At 44.1% G+C, this 20095-nt stretch carries 17 protein-coding genes; 15 read left to right on the top strand and 2 right to left on the bottom strand.

The window, feature by feature from the left end; all coding sequences use genetic code 11:
* Window positions 1-129: 129 nt before the first annotated feature.
* Together porZ and NM125_RS15950 are read left to right on the top strand one after the other, a co-directional pair.
* Entirely contained in the window at window positions 130-2439 is a 2310-nt protein-coding gene (porZ, locus tag NM125_RS04605) for a type IX secretion system anionic LPS delivery protein PorZ (RefSeq protein WP_255133319.1), read from the top strand.
* Window positions 2440-2501: 62 nt separating this feature from the next.
* A complete protein-coding gene (locus NM125_RS15950; protein WP_255133317.1) occupies window positions 2502-4577 on the top strand; it encodes a glycosyltransferase in 2076 nt (691 codons plus the stop codon).
* On the opposite strand, the gene tgt is transcribed toward NM125_RS15950, so the two are convergent.
* Window positions 4574-5701, bottom strand: coding sequence for a tRNA guanosine(34) transglycosylase Tgt (gene tgt, locus NM125_RS04595; protein WP_255133315.1), 1128 nt, complete (start codon window positions 5699-5701; stop codon window positions 4574-4576). The two genes, NM125_RS15950 and tgt, sit on opposite strands and share 4 nt — an antisense overlap.
* Window positions 5702-5793: 92 nt before the next feature.
* Here tgt and NM125_RS04590 point away from each other — a divergent pair, with 92 nt between their 5' ends.
* The 11 genes from NM125_RS04590 to NM125_RS04540 all read left to right on the top strand — a co-directional run bounded on the left by NM125_RS04590 (window position 5794) and on the right by NM125_RS04540 (window position 14476).
* Complete coding sequence (locus NM125_RS04590; protein ID WP_255133313.1) at window positions 5794-7203, top strand: sugar transferase; 1410 nt, start codon at window positions 5794-5796, stop codon at window positions 7201-7203.
* Window position 7204: 1 nt separating this feature from the next.
* Window positions 7205-7933, top strand: coding sequence for a polyprenol monophosphomannose synthase (locus NM125_RS04585; RefSeq protein ID WP_255133311.1), 729 nt, complete (start codon window positions 7205-7207; stop codon window positions 7931-7933).
* A 71-nt stretch (window positions 7934-8004) separates the two neighbouring features.
* Window positions 8005-8961 carry an acetyl-CoA carboxylase carboxyltransferase subunit alpha gene (locus tag NM125_RS04580; protein ID WP_255133309.1) on the top strand — a complete coding sequence of 319 codons (957 nt, stop codon included), beginning with the start codon at window positions 8005-8007 and terminating at the stop codon, window positions 8959-8961.
* Between the two features lie 5 nt (window positions 8962-8966).
* Complete coding sequence (locus tag NM125_RS04575) at window positions 8967-9404, top strand: acyl-CoA thioesterase (RefSeq protein ID WP_255133307.1); 438 nt, start codon at window positions 8967-8969, stop codon at window positions 9402-9404.
* Window positions 9405-9407: 3 nt separating this feature from the next.
* Entirely contained in the window at window positions 9408-9878 is a 471-nt protein-coding gene (locus tag NM125_RS04570) for a DUF2085 domain-containing protein (protein WP_255133305.1), read from the top strand.
* 8 nt (window positions 9879-9886) lie between these two features.
* Complete coding sequence (locus NM125_RS04565) at window positions 9887-10438, top strand: DUF4199 family protein (RefSeq protein WP_255133303.1); 552 nt, start codon at window positions 9887-9889, stop codon at window positions 10436-10438.
* 9 nt (window positions 10439-10447) lie between these two features.
* On the top strand, window positions 10448-11404 hold the full coding sequence (locus NM125_RS04560; RefSeq protein WP_255133300.1) for a CPBP family intramembrane glutamic endopeptidase: 957 nt from the start codon (window positions 10448-10450) through the stop codon (window positions 11402-11404).
* Entirely contained in the window at window positions 11401-11682 is a 282-nt protein-coding gene (locus NM125_RS04555; RefSeq protein ID WP_255133299.1) for a DUF2007 domain-containing protein, read from the top strand. The genes NM125_RS04560 and NM125_RS04555 overlap by 4 nt, the downstream gene beginning before the upstream one ends.
* Window positions 11683-11694: 12 nt before the next feature.
* Entirely contained in the window at window positions 11695-12516 is an 822-nt protein-coding gene (locus tag NM125_RS04550; RefSeq protein ID WP_255133297.1) for a phosphatidate cytidylyltransferase, read from the top strand.
* Complete coding sequence (locus NM125_RS04545) at window positions 12503-13528, top strand: dipeptide epimerase (protein WP_255133295.1); 1026 nt, start codon at window positions 12503-12505, stop codon at window positions 13526-13528. The genes NM125_RS04550 and NM125_RS04545 overlap by 14 nt, the downstream gene beginning before the upstream one ends.
* A gap of 51 nt (window positions 13529-13579) precedes the next feature.
* Complete coding sequence (locus NM125_RS04540) at window positions 13580-14476, top strand: TIGR01777 family oxidoreductase (protein ID WP_255133293.1); 897 nt, start codon at window positions 13580-13582, stop codon at window positions 14474-14476.
* Between the two features lie 174 nt (window positions 14477-14650).
* On the opposite strand, the gene NM125_RS04535 is transcribed toward NM125_RS04540, so the two are convergent.
* Window positions 14651-17284: a hypothetical protein gene (locus NM125_RS04535; protein ID WP_255134725.1), complete on the bottom strand. Its 2634-nt coding sequence runs from the start codon at window positions 17282-17284 to the stop codon at window positions 14651-14653.
* A gap of 108 nt (window positions 17285-17392) precedes the next feature.
* Here NM125_RS04535 and NM125_RS04530 point away from each other — a divergent pair, with 108 nt between their 5' ends.
* A complete protein-coding gene (locus NM125_RS04530; protein WP_255133291.1) occupies window positions 17393-19495 on the top strand; it encodes a BatA domain-containing protein in 2103 nt (700 codons plus the stop codon).
* The gene (locus tag NM125_RS04525; RefSeq protein ID WP_255133289.1) at window positions 19495-20079 is read left to right on the top strand and encodes a hypothetical protein; all 585 of its coding nucleotides are present in this window, start codon (window positions 19495-19497) and stop codon (window positions 20077-20079) included. The genes NM125_RS04530 and NM125_RS04525 overlap by 1 nt, the downstream gene beginning before the upstream one ends.
* Window positions 20080-20095: the final 16 nt, after the last annotated feature.

Raw genomic sequence — 20095 nt, 5'->3', positions numbered from 1 at the left:
TAAGTTATTAGCACCGAATAATTTCAAACATCAAATCAGGCAGTATAGAAAATAGCTACGGTTAGTGACCATCTGCGAGCAACTGCTTGCATGCAATTACTTTAAGAAACCGACATCTAATTGGTTGATATGATTAAGAAATTATTCTTTCTATCTATTCTCTGTAGCCTTCCTTTTGCATCCCAATCGCAGGGTCTTGAAAGCTGGAACGCTTATCCCTCATATTCTACGATAAATTCCATCACGTTAAATGAGGGCGAAATATTTAGTGCTACTTTAGGGGGTATATTCAGCGTTGAGAATGGAGAGATCAGTCACCAATTAACGACCCTCGACGGGCTGTATCGATCTAATCCCACTACGATTATTGCCGACACAGACAACAATCGATTAATCGCCGGATATATCGACGGAAATCTGGATGTAATTGATCTTGAAACTAATGAAGTAGAAAGAATAGAAGACATCAAAAGAGTTTCGAGATTTAATTCAAAAAGCATTAATGCGTTTCAGGTATATGAAAATCGGCTTTATGTAGCCACCAGTTTTGGAATTGTGGTATATAACCTTCAAAACCTGTTTGTAGAGAACAGTTTTCTTCAGCTGGCTGATTTTGATATCGGTGTTCAAGTAAATGATCTCGATATCGTTTCAGATACTATTTATGCTGCTACAGTTCAGGGGGTAGCTTACGGAAGTTTAAATACTAACCTGGTTGAAAGCGATAATTGGGTTAACTACACGGAAGCAGAGGGACTCCCGGCTAATAGTGTGCAGGAGATTAACTTTTTTAATTCCCAAATTAACGTTCTGATTGACGGCAGCATTTATACGCAGGAGAATAACTCTGCGTGGACCTTACATCCTGAATTTCCGGCAAGTGGCATCCGTAGTTTTCAAAAAAGCATGAGCGGTCAGGAATTGGGAGCTGCTTCAGCATCAAGACTTACGATTATAGACACAGAACAGAATTCTGAAAGCATTAACCTGAGCCTGGAAAGTTCAATTACGGAAATGCGCTTTGATAGTGAGCGAATTTTTTTAGGGACAACCAATGAAGGACTTGTAGTGCTGGAGAACAGGAACAGCAATGCCGATTTTTATCTTCCCAGTGGGCCTTACCTCAATTTTTTTGGTAATCTACAAGTGGAGGATAATATATTGATTGGTACTTCAACCACCTCATTCCCAAGTGCAGATGCATTCGCTTTTCTAAGAGGGTATTATATTTTCGAAGACGGATTATGGAATAACTTCAACAGAAACACGAATCCCGCATTAAATAATACAGCCTATGCGTTTTCGGTAGGCTCAAACGATTCTTCCTATTTTTTTGGAAGCTGGGGCGACGGTATTATTAAGCATCAGAAATCAACAAACGAAATCACTCAATATGACAGGTCTAATTCGAGCCTGTTGGGAATTGATGAAAACCCCAATTATGTGGTGATTTCCGGACTGGATGATGACAGCGAAAATAATATGTGGGCTGTTTCATATTGGGCTGAGTTCCCGCTTTACGTTCAATTAAATGAGACTGAGGAATGGATTCCCTTTAGAGGACGAGCCGGAAGCAGCTTATACTTTAACTTATTTATAGACTCCTTTGACCAAAAATGGATTTCGCTGGTTAATAGCGACAATGTGGGGCAAGGCTTGTTGATTTTAGAAACCGGGGAACCTACGGACCCCAATGATGACCGTTCGGTGCGATTATCATCAGCAATATCAAATGGAAATCTTCCTGATGATAAAATTAATGCCTTTATTCAGGATAAGAACGGAGAAGTTTGGATTGGCACCGGAAGGGGAATTGCCCGGTTCATTTTCCCGGAGCTAATTGTTGAAGGAGGCCCGGAAGAGCGGCAGGCTCAATGGCTAATTAATGAAGATACCACGGCTGCATCCCGCTTTTTACTGCGAGATGTAAATGTAAGCACCATGGCGGTTAATGATGCCAACCAGAAGTGGATTGGCAGTGTGAACCAGGGAATATGGGTATTAAATGACGAAGGCAGCCGGATCATAAAACGGTTTACCACAGAGAACAGTAACCTGATCTCAAATAATATTGAATCTATTTCCATAAATAATGAAACGGGTGAGGTGTTTATAGCTACTGATTTGGGATTGGTGAGTTATCTCGATATTCCAAAAGCTCCGGTTAAATCAATGGATAAGCTAAAGGTGTTTCCGAACCCATTTAACTACGCTAAACATAGCCGGATTGTGGTAGAGGGATTAAGCGAATCAACCCAAATAAAAGTGTTGGGTGTGGATGGCATTGTGGTGAACGAGCTTACGGCCCAAGGTGGAAGGATAAGCTGGGATGGATTTGATTACAGTGGCAACCGATTGGGAACCGGTGTTTATTTCCTGATTGCGTATGAAGACAGTGGCCGGGAAACAGGGGTTGGAAAAGTAGTTATTGTAAAATAAGGGGCGGATATGTGTTGGAATAAAATATTGACTATCACCCCAAGAACTTAGGATTTTAAAGCGTGCAAAATGCAGCTCCTCATATCTCGGTGGTTATTGTTAACTATAAGGTTAAAGAGTATATAGCCAATCTCCTTAACTCGTTAAAAAAAGCACAACACGACTTTGCCCTGGAAATATTTGTTGTGGACAATGACTCCGGCGATGATTCTGTTTCCTATCTCAAACAGCGGTATCCGGAAGTTAATTACATAGCCAATGAGGAGAATGTCGGTTTTGGGAAGGCGAACAATCAGGCCATCAGGCAGGCAAATGGGGAGTTTACGCTAATCATTAACCCGGATACGCTGGTAAGTGAAGACACGCTCGATGTATTGGTGAACCACATGAATGAAAACCCGGAGTGTGGAGCGGCAGGGTGCAAAATTTTAAATCCGGATGGTACTTTTGCTCCGGAATCCCGGCGTTCGATCCCTACTATTTGGTCAGCTTCGTGCAAAGTTTTTGGGCTGAATACGTTATTCCCGGAAAGTAAACTGTTTAGCCAATACTACCTGAGCTGGATGGGTGAAGATGAGGCCGGTGAAATCCCAGTGCTTTCCGGATCCTTTATGTTCTGGCGAACCGATTTACTCAAAGAGCTGGACGGTTTCGATGAGCGCTTTTTTATGTATGGGGAAGATATTGACCTGTGCTACCGCGTACAGAAAACAGATTATAGAATTGATTATGTGCCCGATACCTCCATCATTCACTATAAAGGAGAGAGCACCAAGAAAGGTGATCTGCGGTACATCCGAATCTTTAATAAAGCGCTGTATCAATTTTTTGACAAGCACTATAGCGCCCGGTACAGTTTATTTTTTCGGATATTTATCTACCTGGCTATTTGGTTGAAAACGGCTCTTTCTTTTATCTCAACCAATCTGAAAAAACTGAAGCCCGTATTTGCCGACCTGATATTACTGAATTTGTCGGTGGCTTTAGGGTTCTTGATCCGCTACGGCATTAAGGGTACAAACATATTGACCCCGGAAGGAACCAAATACCTTTGGATAAACCTGTTGATGACGCTCTTATTCCTCTTTAGCGGAAGCTTGCTGGGGATGTTTAAAAAGAATAAGGAATCAATTTCAACGGCTCTTAAAGCGTTAAGTATTACCTATGCCGGAGTGGTAATAATCACGTTTTTTGTAAGGAATCTTGCGTACTCGCGGCTGGGTCTGATTTTTGGATTTATTTTAGGGGTGATCTTTTTCGTCAGCTATAAACTGATCAGGGCGAACAGAAAGGATGCTGGAAACATGAACAGGGGCAGACTGAGGAATTCACGGGTAATTCTGGTTGGCGATGCCGGGCAGTCGGCTGATATCATTTCAAAAATACACACGCGTCCCGACTGGAGTTATGAAGTGGTAGGCTATGTGAATGTGGATGAAGATGATGAAAAAGCATTGGGAGGGCTGACTCAGCTTCGTGATCTGGTAAAAGCCTATCAGGTAGATCAGGTGTTTTTTGCGTTGAATTCCATCAGCTATAAGCAGATGCTGAAGGAAATATCCAATCTCCAGAAAGAAGAAGTTGTATTTAAGCTGATCCCGGACTCCATGGATTTCATTTTGGGGAAATCTAATGTGGAATACCTCGAAGCTATTCCCCTGGTTGAAGTAGAGTTTGAATATTCCAAGCCCATAAATCGGTTGCTGAAAAGATTGCTGGATCTTGGGTTATCGGTTCCTTTGTTCGTGTTGCTGTTGTTGGTCTGCTGGCCGGCTGTGCTGTTTTCGAGACGAGACTGGGTTTTTGTGGAAGGCATAAAACTGTACCGGCAGATAGAGCAAAATAAGTGGAAAAACCGGCTCCGGTTATTGGGGTATGTGATTTCAGGTAAGCTGAGTTTAGTCGGGGCGCCCATCAATGAATCAGTAATGGAGCAATCAAGCACCGCCAAAAAGGGGGTTACGGGCCTCATTCAAATCAGCAAAAACCGGATTCAGCAGGAAGAGGAAGCCGAAAGCTTTGGCTTGTATTACCTGCAAAACTATTCGCTGTGGATGGATATTGATATCCTTATCAAAACCATATTTAATGGTCCGTATCCTTTAGAAATATTATCAGAAACAAAGAAAAAAGACTAAATCCTATTCTCCAGTCTTTCCACCATTCCCGGATACCATTCGCCAAAAGTGTCATCCGCTATTCGCTTCCGCACTTCTTCCATCAGCCATAAATAGAATGTCAGGTTATGGATAGATGCCAGCACCATCCCAAAAATCTCATTATTTCGAATCAAGTGGTGGATATAAGCCATCGTGTATTTGCTGCATAAATCGCTGGGAAAATCAGGATCGAGGTAATCGTGGTGTTCTTTCCATTGGGCATTTCGGATATTCACTCTTCCATTTCGGGTAAAAATGGTACCGTTTCTGGCATTACGTGTAGGCATCACGCAGTCGAACATATCCACGCCGCGGGCCACTCCTTCCAGTAAATTGGCGGGAGTTCCAACACCCATCAGGTAGCGGGCTTTTTCTTTGGGGAGATAATCGGTGTTCAAATCGGTAAATTCGTACATCATGTCAATGGGTTCCCCTACACTCAGTCCACCAATGGCAATGCCTTCAAAATCCTGATCGGCCATAAATTTGGAAGATTCAATCCGTAAATCCTTATACGTTCCTCCCTGGACAATACCGAACTGAGCCTGTTCGTGACCGTATAGTGGTTTCATTTCAAGAAAAGCCTTCCGGCCGCGTTTGGCCCAGCGGTGGGTGAGTTCCATGGAGTTTTTGGCGTAGTCATACGAACTGGGATAGGGCGGGCATTCATCAAGCAGCATCATAATATCGGATCCCAGAATACGCTGGGTTTCCACCACATTTTCCGGAGTAAAAGTATGTCGGGAGCCGTCAATATGGCTTTGAAAGTGAGCTCCTTCCTCGTCCAGTTCCCGGTTATCGGAAAGGGAAAAAATCTGGTATCCCCCTGAGTCGGTAAGAATAGGCAGATCCCACTTCATAAATTTATGCAATCCACCCGCTTCTTTGATTATATCACACCCCGGCCGCAAATACAGGTGATAGGTATTGCCAAGAATAATCTGTGCTTTAATCTGATCTGCCAGGGTATCCTGTGAAACTCCTTTTACGGTTCCCAGGGTGCCAACGGGCATAAAAATGGGAGTCTCAATAGTACCATGTGCCGTTTTTAGTTCGCCAAGCCGTGCTTTTGTGGTAGATGCTGTCTTTTTAAGTGTGTACAATCTAAATTAAATTTAAGTTTTAGAAGTTATGCAGCCTATCTAAAATTGCTTATTTTGGCAATCTTAAAAATGAAAGGCCTCATATAAATATAGTGCTGAAGTTAAAAAGATATCGGGAAGTAATTTTTACCAGTATTCTGGATTTCCTCATCGTATTGGCCAGTTGGTTTGTATTTCATTCCTTCTATCCGAATACGATGAATATTCTGATTCAGGATTTTAACCTGGATTTTATTTCCGGCGGTATCATTATAAGCTTTTATTGGCTGGCTATTTTTGTGGTGATGGGGTCATATAAAAAGCTATATCTCGTATCCCGCCTCGATGAGTTTATAAAAGTACTGAAAGCCAGTGTGCTTGGGGCGCTCATCTTATACTTCATCATTAATATCAACGAGAGTATATCTATCAGCGAACAGCGGATGATTATCATCACCTATTGGGCTACCATTTTTGTGCTGTTGGCGTTGAACCGGTTTATCGTTCGTACCATCCAGAAATACTATGCGCAAAGAGGAAAAGGACTGCACCGTACGGTGATTATAGGTACCGGCCAAACAGCAAAAGCGGCCTATGATGATTTGAACCGTAATAAAATACTGGGGATGCAGGTGCTCGGGTTTATACAGGTGAATGGAAAAGCACCCGACCCCGAAACAGGTATTACCGAAGAGGACGTAATCGGGAACCTCGATCAGATTAAAGAAATACTGGAAGAACGGCAGGTTCAGGATATTTTAGTGGCCCTGGAGCCCGACCGCCGTCAGGATTTGGTGGACGTCATTTCTAAAGTGGATGCTCCAGAGATCTCACTCAAATTATTACCCGATTTTTATCAGCTGGTGAGCGGACTCAGTAAAACCAACCAGATTTTTGGAATGCCGCTGGTTGAAATTTCCCCGGAACCGATGCCTCTTTGGGAAAAAACGATTAAAAGGGCATTTGATATCATTGTCTCTGCGGTTGTTTTACTGCTCACCTTCCCCTTCTTGATTTTGATAGGTTTGGCCGTTCGCCTTACATCACCGGGGCCGGCTATTTACCGGCAGCGAAGAGTGGGGAGAAACGGTAAGATTTTCACCATCTATAAATTCCGAACCATGCTGGATAATGCGGAAAAGCACAGCGGACCCACCTGGGCAAAGAAAGATGACCCTCGCGTAACCAAGCTTGGTTACTGGTTAAGAAAGCTTCGGGTTGACGAAGTACCACAGTTTATAAATGTATTGAAAGGTGATATGAGTTTGGTGGGCCCCCGACCGGAACGCCCTCATTTTGTCGAACAGTTCAGTAAACAAATTCCCCTGTACACCCGCAGGCTGAGAGTTCGCCCGGGGATAACCGGCTGGGCTCAGGTAAAGTGGAAATACGATGCATCACTCGATGATGTAAAAGAGAAAACAAAATTCGACCTGTTTTATATTGAAAACGCATCACTAAGAATGGATGCGAAAATCCTGATTAACACTATGATTACCGTCATAAAAGGAAAGGGACAGTAGCATGGCTTCAGATACCTTAATTATTGTCCCCACATACAACGAAGCGCACAACATAACCAGACTGATTGAGCGCGTTATGAATCTTGAGAACCAAGTGGATATTCTTGTGATTGATGACGGTTCACCGGATGGAACCGCTGATTTTGTACGGAAGGCCCAGAAAGAATATTCCAGCCGTGTGGCGCTTATCGAACGTTCCGGCAAACTGGGGTTAGGCACGGCTTACGTAAAAGGTTTTGAGTACGCCCTGGATAAAGGCTATGATTATGTATGTGAAATGGATGCCGATTTCTCCCACGATCCCGATGATGCAGAGAGGCTGATTAACGAGGTTAAATCGGGTAAAGCTGATGTGGCCGTAGGCTCGCGGTATGCAAACGGAATCAGTATTATAAACTGGCCGCTAAGCCGTTTGATTTTATCTTACTGTGCTAACATTTATGCCCGCACCATTACGGGGCTGCCCATTTTTGACACTACCGCCGGTTTTAAATGTATTCACCGCAAGGTGCTGGAATCCATTTCCATTGAGCGGATAAAATCGAACGGATATGCTTTTCAGATAGAGCTACACTTCAGAGCCTGGAAAGCCGGTTTTAAACTGAAAGAAGTTTCGATTGTATTCCGGGAGCGGGAAGAAGGGGTCTCAAAAATGTCGAAGGCCATTGTAAGAGAGGCCATCTGGCGGGTTTGGGCGCTTAAATTCCGCAGTATTTTTGGTGCTCTGTAACTCCTAATTGAAACTCTCACCTCAGGTGAGGATTCCTTATATTATTGCTGATAAAAAATTAAAAATCAGATATGCAGTATTTAGATTTTGAACAACCCATTGCCGAACTCGAAGGTAAAATTGAAGAACTCAAAGAACTTTCAAATGTAAGCGATGGCGTATTGGATAAAGAGATTCAAAGCCTGAAAAAAAGGGTTGATAAGCTCAGAGAATCTATCTTTAGTAATCTCACCCGCTGGCAAAGAGTACAGCTGGCCCGCCACCCTGATCGGCCTTACACATTGGATTACATCTACAAAATCACGGAGAATTTCGTAGAGCTTCACGGAGACCGCTATCACGCTGATGATAAAGCTATTGTGGGCGGACTTGCTACTATTGACGGGCAGTCGGTTATGATTATCGGCCACCAAAAAGGTCGGGATACCAACAGCCGTAAATACCGCAATTTTGGAATGGCCAATCCGGAGGGATATCGAAAAGCCCACCGGTTGATGAAGCTTGCCGAAAAGTTTGATATTCCCATCATCACGCTGTTGGATACACCCGGAGCCTTCCCAGGCCTGGAAGCGGAAGAACGCGGTCAGGCTGAAGCCATCGCTAAAAACCTGAAAATGATGGCGATGCTGAAAGTGCCTTTCGTGACCATTGTAATTGGTGAAGGAGCAAGTGGCGGAGCGATTGGTATAGGCATGGGGAATGAAGTTTATATGATGGAGAATACCTGGTATTCGGTTATTTCTCCGGAATCCTGTTCTTCCATTTTATGGAAAACCTGGGACTACAAAGAGCAGGCTGCAGCAGTTTTAAAACTGACAGCCGTTGACCTTGAAGAACTTGATGTGATTGACGGTGTGATACCCGAACCTATGGGAGGAGCTCACCGTGATCATGATGAAGCCGCTGCCGCTCTCAAAAAACAAATTCTGCAGAGCCTCAAGCGTCTCAAAAAACTTAAACCTGAGAAACTCATCGAACAACGCATCGACAAGTACGCTGCCATGGGTGAGTGGAAGGTAGTTAAGTAACGATTGTGGAATTCCCGGACAAGCAGCCCATCATTGAATATACGCACCGACTCCGAAGCCGGTATGGTGAGACCGATAGGATGGGATACGCGTATTATGGCCGATACCTGGAATATTTTGAGGTAGCCCGTACAGAGATGATTCGCTCTTACGGGCTTTCTTATCGGGAAATGGAAGACTCCGGTGTGATGCTCCCGGTGATTCATGCCGAGCTGGAATATAAAATGCCCATCACCTATGACGAGGAAATGCGTATTAAAGTGATGGTATATGATATGCCTACCGTTCGGCTTCAAACCTTTTATGAAGTAAGAACTTCAGCATCCGATAAGGTGCATGTGTTTGGTGAAGTCAGCCTTTGTTTTATGGATCGTGAATCCCGAAAGCCATTGCGCGCACCCGAATCTTTTCTACAGGGTATCCAAGGACAGCTAAACGGGTAAAATGTGTGGAGCCTGCAGGCACATAACAAGCTATTGTACTGGAGTTTGTTGCCGGCACTGGTGTTTCTGGTTATTGCAGCCTTGGGCCCCGGTCTGTTTTCATCTTCACCCACAGCTATAAACAGCTGGCAATTTGCCATATTTGATGTGCTATGCCATCAGGATCCTGCCCGCTCATATACTCTTTCCGGTGTTCAAATGGCTGTTTGTGCAAGATGTTTTGGTATCTATGGGGCATTGTTTGCCGGCTGGATTTTACTGCCTGTGTATGCCCTGTTAAAAAAGCGGGGACAAAACATAGAAAAGGGCTGGTTAATTGCTGCTATTCTGTTAAATTTAGTTGATGTTTCGGGAAACTATTTCGGCCTTTGGACGAATACCCTTACCTCAAGATTTATTATGGGTGCCTTATTTGGATTACCGCTCGCATTTATCTTGGTACATGAATTTTTCACAATTAATAATTCGGAGTAACAATGGATATGGAAAACGAACAGATACAAGAAAACCCAAGTTATTGGAATTCAGTAATAATAGCCTCACTGGTGGTAGGGATTATCGTTACAGCCTTTGCAATTATCGGCGGGTATATGACTTTAGGTTCTGAGCCATCAGGATCATTTTTTAGTTCAGCTCAACTTCTTGGAACCATCGGATGTTTGGTCGGTGCCATTGGTGGAGTGCTTGCAAACTGGCACTACGCTAAAGAGTATGACGTTACCTATAAAATCGGCAAAGGTGCATTAATTGGACTTTTCGTTGGTCTGGGTGCTACCGTTGTTTCTGTTATTTTAGGACAAATCTGGAATATTATTGATCCAAGTTTTCAGCAAGCTCTTGTAGACTGGAACATTCAGAATATCGAAGCTATGCAAATGCCGGCAGAGGCAAAAGAGCAAGCTATTTCCGGGATGGAGAATCCTAATTCTGCTAAAAATATAGGTCTTCAGGCTTTATTTACTTTTATCGGTCTTGGACTTTTGAACGTAATCTCGGGCTTAATCGGCGCTAAAATTTTCGCATCAGAAGAGTAAAAGAAGTTAATGAATCAGGAAAAAGAGACGGCATCTTCGCACAGTGAATACCAGCAAGTATATGAAAACCATAAGCCGGCCCCGTGGGTAGAACGTAACGGTTTTGCCCACTGGGGAATGGCTATTGCCTGGGTTTTTGTAGCACTAATCGCGTTTAACATTGTTGGAGGAATTGTTGGGTTCGTAGGAATTTTAGCTACCGCTGAAAGCCTGGATGTGCAAACCATGCTGGACGAGCTTTCCACCAACTTTGACATCCTTTTTCTGGCAAACTCCTCGGGTCAAATTCTCATCATGGCCCTTGCTACACTGCTGGTTGTCAAACTTCACGCAGTAAAGGGAGACCGGAAAGAATTTCTCAGAATGAAGCTTTCCGGGAATGTGTGGCAGGTAACCGCTTTGGCTGCCGTTCTTTTTGTTGTTGCTCAGCCCACTATTTTGTTTTTAGGGTGGCTGAATTCCTTTCTACCGGTTCCGGAAGCTATGGCTCAAATGCAGGAGACCATGGCCGAAATGATTTCAAACTTTCTGAAATCAGATAATGCCCTGCTTTTGGGAGTATTTCATATTGGGTTGGTACCGGCGGTGTGCGAAGAGATTATGTACCGTGGATATGTGCAGCGGGCTTTTGAAAAAAGCTGGGGCATAACGGCTGCTATCTTAATATCAGGGGCTATCTTCGGAGCCTATCACCTTCAAATTTCAAACTTTTTACCGCTGGCCACTTTAGGTGTTTTCCTGGCCTATGTTACCTACATCTCTGATAGTCTGATTCCGGCTATGGTTGCTCACTTCGTAAATAACGGCGGACAAGTAGTAGCCAGCAGCTTTTACCCGGAAATGCTGGATGAGAAAATTACCCCTGAAATGGACATCCCTGTTCTTTTGGTAATTGGCAGTGTCGTTTTAACCACAGGTTTGCTTTATTACCTGTACACGTTGAAACCAAAAGAGCAGGAAGCATGAGTTTTTTCTCCAAATCCCCCAAGCCAAACGATATCGATAATTGGGTATGTGTGCTTGAAGGCAGCACAGACCTCGAAATCGAAATGGCTAAGAACTACCTGTCTAATCTGAAGATTCCTTCCAATATCTTATCCAAGCGTGATTCAGCCTACAGCCTGAATGTAAGTGAGATGGCGATGGTCTATTTATACGTGCCCAAAGAGTTTGAAAAAAAAGCCCGTAAGGCACTGGAAGATCTTGAAGAAGAAAATCCCGATTTCAATCCTGACACCGAATAACCGGAGCCTGACTTGAGTGAACTTGTAAAACGCATTCTTTTTGCGGTACCTGCAGCAATTTTATTCATTTCCTTAACATGGATGGGAGGCTGGTACTTCAAAGGCTTCATCATTTTTATAGGATTTTTTATTCAGCAGGAAGTGATGCGGTTGATGAGTAGTGCGGGCAATCCCACCGATCAATACTTTCCCTACACCATAGGTTTGTGGATTATGCTGTTCCCGGTACTTCCTTATGCTTTTGAAATTGGACTGGGCATTCTACTTCTCTTCATTGCCATTCAAACTTTTGATGTCTCCGAAGAGAGTATCACTAAATTGAGCACTTCCTTTTTTGCGGGATTGTATGCTCCCGTTGGCCTGCTTTGCCTGATGCTGATTCGGGATCTTGGCACTAACGAAACCGGATTTCTTCTAACCCTGGCAGCCGTACTTATGGTGTGGGGCGGGGATGTGTTTGCCTACTTCGGTGGACGTTCATTCGGGAAACGGAAACTGGCTCCTTCCATCAGTCCCAATAAAACCTGGGAAGGTTTTATATCAGGTTATTTTGGGTGCTTTGTGGGGCTGGCCATTGCCTTATATGCCATCCCATTTGAAACGAGTGTAACGATGACTCTGACTCTTCCGTTAATTTTGTTGGTGGGCACCTTTGGTCCCGTCGGGGATTTAATTGAAAGCAAAATCAAAAGAAAAGCCGGTGTAAAAGATTCTTCTGATTTACTTCCGGGGCACGGAGGTTTCTTCGATCGTTTTGATGCACTGCTACTGGTAGCACCCGCCGTTTATATTTATTTACAGCTCATTCAGAAATTTGGATATGTCTCATTTTAAGGTCGATTGGGAAGTATTCCCGCTCAAGCTAAAAGAAGTTTTTACCATCTCAAGAGGATCAAAATCTCAGGTACCCAATGTATTTCTGTCTTTAACCAAAGATGGATTTACCGGTTATGGAGAGGCTGGTCCAAATACGCGATACAATGAGACTCCGGAAAAAGTAGAAGAGTACTTTGATTCGCTACCCGGTGACTTTTTTGATGAAATTGAACATGCTGAAGAAATAACTGAAAAGCTGGAAGGCCTGAATCTATCCTCCATTCAGTCAGCAAAATGCGCAATCGAAATGGCATGGCTGGATTGGTGGGCAAAATCTCAGGATCAACCGTTGTGGAGGTTGTGGAGGATAGATTCTCCGACAGGTCCCGTAACCTCTTATACCATCGGCTTGGATACGCCTGAAAGAATGCAGAAGAAAATTCAGGAAGCCGGTCAGTATCCGGTTTACAAGATCAAGCTGGGAACGGACAGGGACAGGGAGATTATTCAGGCTATCAGAGAAGTCACAGACAAACCCCTTCGGGTGGATGCCAATGAAGGCTGGGTTACCCTTGATCAAGCCAAAAGAGAGATCGAGTTTTTAGCCACCCAAAATGTAGAATTGATTGAACAACCCATGCCTGCTGATGAGTTTGAGCTCATGAAAAAATTGAAGCAATGGTCACCATTGCCACTGGCTGCTGATGAAAGCTTTCGGGGAAATGAAGACCTCCGGGAAATAGAAGAAGCTTTCCATGTGATTAACATCAAACTGATGAAAATAGGAAGCTTGGTTAAAGCGAGACAGGTTCTGAAAGAAGCCCGTTCTTTGGGCATGGAAGTCATGATAGGGTGCATGATCGAAAGCTCTTTGGCGAACGCTGCAGGAACACTATTGGCCCTTGAAGCAGACTACGCCGACCTGGACGGCCACCTTTTGATTGGGAATGATCCGTTTAGTGGTTTAACAGTGCTGGAATCAGGAGAAATTGAATTATCGGAGAAACCGGGTTTCGGGGTTAGTAAGTGAATGTTTTTGTAGCTGGATGTGGTTTGGTATGAAAACAAAGAAACCAAGATTATGAATATTCTTATTACGGGCGGAACAGGTTTTATTGGCGAAGAATTGAGAACTATGCTTCTCAAACAAGGTCATAACCTGGTAATTGTGAGTCGCAGCCCCAAAAAATATGAAGACGAAGCGGCCAAAAACCAGCGGTTTATTGGGTGGGATGATGATCTTGCCACCGAGATGAATGAAATAGATGGGGTGATAAACCTGGCGGGAGAAAACCTATTCGGTCAACGCTGGACCGATGAAGTGAAGACGAGAATTATGGATAGCCGGGTTCAATCCACACAACAGTTGGTGGATGCCATGCGTGAAGCCGATCAAAAGCCGGATGTATTTGTATCCGCCTCGGCTTCAGGAATCTATGGAAACCGTGGTGATGATATTCTGGATGAAGAAGAAGCGCATGGAAGTGATTTTTTAGCTGACGTATGTGAGGCGTGGGAGGCGGAGTCTCAAAAGGCAACCGAGTTTGGTGTTCGTGTGGTTAACCCGCGTATTGGCATTGTGCTGGAAAAAGGAGGAGGAGCTCTTGGAAAAATGATCCCGCCCTTTCAGTTTTTGGTAGGCGGGCCCATTGGCAGCGGTAAGCAATATATGAGTTGGATTCACCGATCGGATCTATGCAAAGCACTTACTTTTCCATTAGTGAATGAAGAGTTCACCGGTGCTTATAATTTATGTTCACCTAACCCGGTTACGATGAATGAGTTTGCCGAGACTCTGGGTAATGTGATGAATCGTCCGTCCATATTCCGGGTACCTAAGTTTGCCCTGGATATTGTATTGGGTGAAGCCGCCAAGCCGGTAACCGACAGCATCCGCATGCAACCAAAGAAGCTGCAAGTTGCGGATTTTGAGTTTCATTTTGAATATTTGGAAGAAGCCCTCGCTGACATTGTGTAGGAGGTGTTAGGGGCAAGGTTTTTAGGTGTTAGGTTTTAGTGGGGTAGCTTTCATCATACGGGTAGATTTGAATTAAGAGATTTGTACTGGAGGATATGCGCGACGATTCTTTGCTTACGATCCAAGTTCCCACTAAAACCTAACACCTCGCCCCTAACACCTAAAACCTATAACCTAATTCTCCCTGTTAATCGTCCAGCAGCGAAGGCCTTCTCTTGTTTGAGCAATCAGTTCTTTTTGTCCATCACCGTTTAAATCTGTAATAATCGGATACTTCATTCCGGATGTGGGTATTCCAAATAAACGTTCTCCGGTCAGCACTTCCCAGGCGTAAAGCCGGCCGAACTCAGCCAGTGCAACCAGCTCAAGAGTGTTATCCGAATTTATATCGATAAGTTGTGGAGCAAATGTTGTGGAAGCAGGCTGACCCAAACTTTTTGTAAACCGGAGCTCTCCTTCCTTGTTGTATAAAAATAATGACCCATTCAAACTTTGGGTGATAAGTAAGTCATTCCGATAAAACCCGGTACTGTCTCTGAGCAAAATGTTCTCCCGATAGTCAACCGATGAAAGCTCATTATTGGCTATGTAAAGTGAACGTATGGAAACGGAGTCTTCAGAAATAGTAGTTGCCAGAGAATCACTGAAAACCGGGTTAATCCCTAACGAATAAAGATAGCCATCAGCTGCACTGGCGGTTACCTGGTTTTCGAAAACAAGTGGGGAGTGGGTGAATCGAGCATTTACAAATTGTGGATATCCCGGGCGCGTGTTTCCGCTTCGCAACCAGCTATGCAAGGCATTTTCAGAAAAAGCCCAAACCGACCAAACATCATCCAGAAGTGAAAATACCGGTTGTGACTGAACAGTTGCATTGGTGTTTTGAGGCCATCCGCGTACGTTTTCACCTCTCCCGTCCAGAACATGAACTTTCCGGTCTTCGGTGGCTACAACAATTTCAGGGACACCATTTCTAAGAACATCCTGAACTAAAATAGGAGCTGTAATCGGCTCGTTCATTTCAAGCGGGAAACGCGGAAGCAGGTTTCCGTTCTCGTTCCAGGCAAAGATTTTAGAGCCGGCCGCCAGGAAAATGATTTGTTGCCCGTTTCCGTACCAATCGTATAATTGAGGCCCTCCAATGGGAGCGAGTCCATCGGTTGATGTTTGCATAGCAATGGTGCCGTCCAAAGCAAGAGCCATCACCCGGCCGTCCTGAGTTGAAAAGATAATTTCATCCGTGCTGCTTCCAACCAAATCACCTAATACCGGTTTGCCACTTAGCTCAAAATTGGATAGTGGCATCACCCATAATTCTTCATATGGCAGGCTCGACCCTTCTTTTGAGTAGGTGTTCAGCGTCAGGTCTATTGCACTGTTTTGGGTAGTCATCGTCATCGTTGTGATGTCGAAGCGACTGAGTAAACCGGCAATAGAAGTCTCCGTTTTCACATAGGGTCGGATGAACTGCAGAAAGTCGTTAGAGGCCGACCATACAAATCCGCTCACTTCCTCAGGAAGGTTATCTCGGACATTTGAATAGGTTTCATCATAATAGATAACCCGCCGACGAATTCGATCTGCATTCACGCTTTCAGCCAGTCCTTTTCGCTTTGCGATCACCACTACATCATTTGAAAAGGCAAGGTAAAAATCCCGCAGTGTACTCATTTCAGATCCGATCAGCTTACCCATCACGCTGCTGCTGATTTGATACGTGTTATCCTGAAAATTAATCAGGCCATCGCGTACCAATCGATTCAGTTGGCTCCGGAAAGAATTTCGGTCTTTAAGCTTTCGCATAAATAAAAACTCTCCGGTAGATAGTAGCCCGGATTCAGGGAAAGCCTCGAAAGCAAATTCTGATGCCAGGGTATTCGCCAGGTTTTGGTACATGCTGATATTCTGAAGCAATACCGAATCAAGTTTAGTGGTGATGGTATTGGTTGGCTCTACAGGAACCGAAACGGGAGGCAGCCGAAACAGGGCAAAAGCGGCGGCATTGCTGGCTATATGCCGGTCGAGAGTGATGGGTTTGTTCTCATAAGAGAATGCGTCCACTAAAACGGAATGCCGGTCTTCGGCTAGTTCGATATTTCCGGAAAGCTGGATGTTGTTGGTGGAGTCTGAATAGGAATCGAAAGTAAAGGCAGTGGGTTGAGTGCCCGAGAAAGAAGACATTACGGCCGGGCGATTGATGACCGTTGCAAACTGTTCAACCCAATGATCTAATTGCGGGGTATTCAACACCAGCGTGGAAGCCGGCGGGTTTTGCTGAAGTTGAATCGAAGGTTTTTCATCAAGAAAAGCGCGCAATGAGTTTTCTATAATCAGGCTCGATTCCGACAAAATTAGGTAGTCGTTTACCTGAGCTGCATAAATTTCCGTCTTATTGAAGAATAATTTATGAATGATGAAACCTTTAAATTCGTAATTATTCTGAGTGAACGGCTGATAAAACCTGGATGCCCATTGGCTCAAATCTGATGAAGGCGAACCCGTAATCCACAAAAAATTTGAGTGAAGGGAGGTAGCTGGATACAGAGCCACCGCTTTTATACTTAAGGGGTTATCCATTTCAGCATCGATGCCGGCCACTTGCTGCAGGGCCGATGGCGTTAAATCATCAAGGTAAGTGGCATACTCTTTGGTAATGATTTCTTGTACATTCAGTCCATCCTCGGGTACTACCAAAAAAGTGGCTTCCTCAGGAATTAATGCAAACCATTCGTTATCCGGTGCGGATGAGCAGGCAGCTATAAGGCTAATGGAAAAAAAAGTAATTAAGAGTTGAAAAAGGCGTTGCATCAATAAGAAATAATAAGCTGTTTAGGTCTTGGTTCTGTATTGGCTAATTTCCGGAACCATAAAAAGTTCCGTATCAAAGAAATAAAGGTAACATTTTTTGAGCGCTAAATGAGTTTTCTAAATCCAATTTTTTTATTTGCCTTAATTGCGGTGGGTTTGCCCCTGCTTATTCACCTGCTTAATCTCAAGCGTCCGCAAAAAGTAGCCTTTTCTACACTGGCATTTTTTCAGGAACTGAAGAACACCACCATCCGGCGAATCCGTATCAAACGTTACCTGCTTTTGATATTGCGATTATGGGCTATTGCCTGCCTGGCGCTGGTGCTGGCACGACCTTTTTTACCGCCCGGATTATCGGGTGGAGGAACTACCCAAGCCCCGGCATTAAACGCAATTTTGCTGGACAATAGTATAAGCATGTCGAGAATCGGGAAGCAAGGTCCCTTATTTGAATATGCCCGGGAAATTATAGGGGATATCGAAAGTTCTGCCAAAGATGAGGACCGGTTTATGCTGCAGCTTACAAACGGAGAAGGAGAATACAGCAATATTCTGAGCCGGGCCAACCTGCTTAGAACCGTGGATGAAGTTGAGATTAAATCCTCCGGCAATTTTACGCTGAACAGGCTGACGGGATTGATTGAGTCAGTCAAAGAAGCCCCCTATCAGAACAAGAATATTTTTGTGATTACGGATGGGCAACTCAGTCAGCTGGATGACTTACGTGATCTGGACATGGAAGATGTTTCTGTGAGCATTATTGATGTGGGAGAAGTAGAGGTTCAAAACACGATGATTTCTGATATTTCTACTTCCACTAATATGATTGGTACCAATATCCCATTTACCCTGAATGTGGAGCTGGCAAATGAAAGTGATGTGGCAGCGGTAAATCAATTTGTGTCGCTGGAATTTGAAGAGCAAAATGCCGGACAGTACTCCATTGCTTTGGCTCCCAACGAGCGAAAAACCTACACTTTTGAAATCACTCCATCACAAACAGGTTCATCCAAAGGGAAGTTGGTTATTGAAGGAGATGAGTTTCAACCTGATAATGAGTATTATTTTACCGTTCAGGTTCCGGAAACGCGAAATGTGTTGTGGGTAAGTGAGGAGAGCCGAAATCCACAGTTTATTTCTTATACCGGGGCCATGCTCCGTGTGGCAGGAGAAAATGACGCACAGCTCTCTTATCAGGAAGCAACACCGGACATATTTGAAACCGCAAACCTCAGCGAATTTGATGCGGTGCTGCTGGATGGAGTAGAATCCATCCCCGAATACAGCTTTCAAGCCCTGCAAGAGTATGTGCAAAATGGCGGGGGAGTGATGTTTTTCCCTTCTGAAAACGGAAATATCAATAATTATAATAGTTTATTTGCACAGTTCAATGCCGGAAGGTTTGCGGGTATTCAGGGAGAATATGCTTCCTTCAGCGCTGTGGCAACGGCAGATGAATTGCTGGAAGATCATCCCGCATTTACCGGACTGTTTGAACGGGAGCAGAACGAACAGCTGCGGTTTACCAATCCCGATATTTATTATTACCTGAAGTTAGTGACGAACTCTTCGGGCACCGGATTCGATTTATTGAGCTTGAACAACGGGGATGTTTTGGTTCATGAAAAACGATTTGGCGAGGGAAGTCTGCTTATTGCAACCATAGGCAACGATCCGGGCTGGTCTAATTTTCCGGTTAAGCCACTTTTTGCCCCTTTTTACTATCGCATACTGCTGTATTCGGCTTCATCCGACCAGGGTGGGTTTGCTAATCATCAATTGGGGAATACATTTAGCTGGAGAGGAAACATTGACGGAGAAAATGCCGTTATTAAAGTAGGTGAAGACGAAATTAAGCCGACCGTAGATGTAGTTTCATCGGGCATTCGGCTCCGGTACCCTGCCGAAGAATGGACGCCCGGCTGGATTACGGTTACCGATGGTGAAAAACAATACGTATTGTCGGCAAACCTCAGCGCCGATGAATCTGATTTTTCAGAAACCAATGAGCAGCAGCTTGAGAATTTGATTGAAGACGCAGAAATAAGCTGGGTTCAAACAGCCGAGCTCAATGAGGAAGAGTTACAGAATGAAATTATGGCCTCAGGATTCGGTAAAGAAATATGGAGCTGGTTTATGTTGGCAGGCTTGTTATTTTTAATAATGGAATCGTTAGTGTCTATATGGTATAAAGCTGAAACCGTAAGTTAATGGAAGAGATACTCTCACTTTTTTTTCGCGGTGTGATTGTGATGTTTACCATTGCATCCACTTTACTGGCAGGATATTCCTTTCAGAATAAACTACGGTTACGGAAAGTACGCCTGAGCTGGCGGGCCGGGAAGCTGCGGGGGTATCCGCTATTTGCCACAGTTTTTCTGGGAATTGTACTGGGTCTGTCGGCCATTGTGGTATTTACCGGCGACATCGCCCGGTTCCCGATTTTCTTTGCCTACGCCTGGATCGGCACGATGTGGTTCATTTCAAGTTACCTGGCTTCCAAGTATTATATCACCGACTACGGTATTGTGAAGAACATAAATGAACCCTCTCAAACTATTCCATGGTTTCAAATTCTGGATTATGTGGAAAGGCCGGAAAAAAACGGGGTTGAATACCTGTTTAACTACTCAGAAATGGACAAATCGCTGATTGAAGGGTATAAACAGCTAAAACTATTTGTGCCACGGAACCGATATAAAGCAGTGAAAAAAATTGTATCTTTAAAACTGGAAAATAAGATTGAAGGACAAGCGATACCCGATATCGACCTCAAGAGAATTCAGGAAGACTAATTAAGAAGACACCCAT

It is taken from the genome of Gracilimonas sediminicola (assembly GCF_024320785.1).
Lineage (GTDB): Bacteria > Bacteroidota > Rhodothermia > Balneolales > Balneolaceae > Gracilimonas > Gracilimonas sediminicola.
This window is presented reverse-complemented; position numbering and strand designations above follow the sequence as displayed.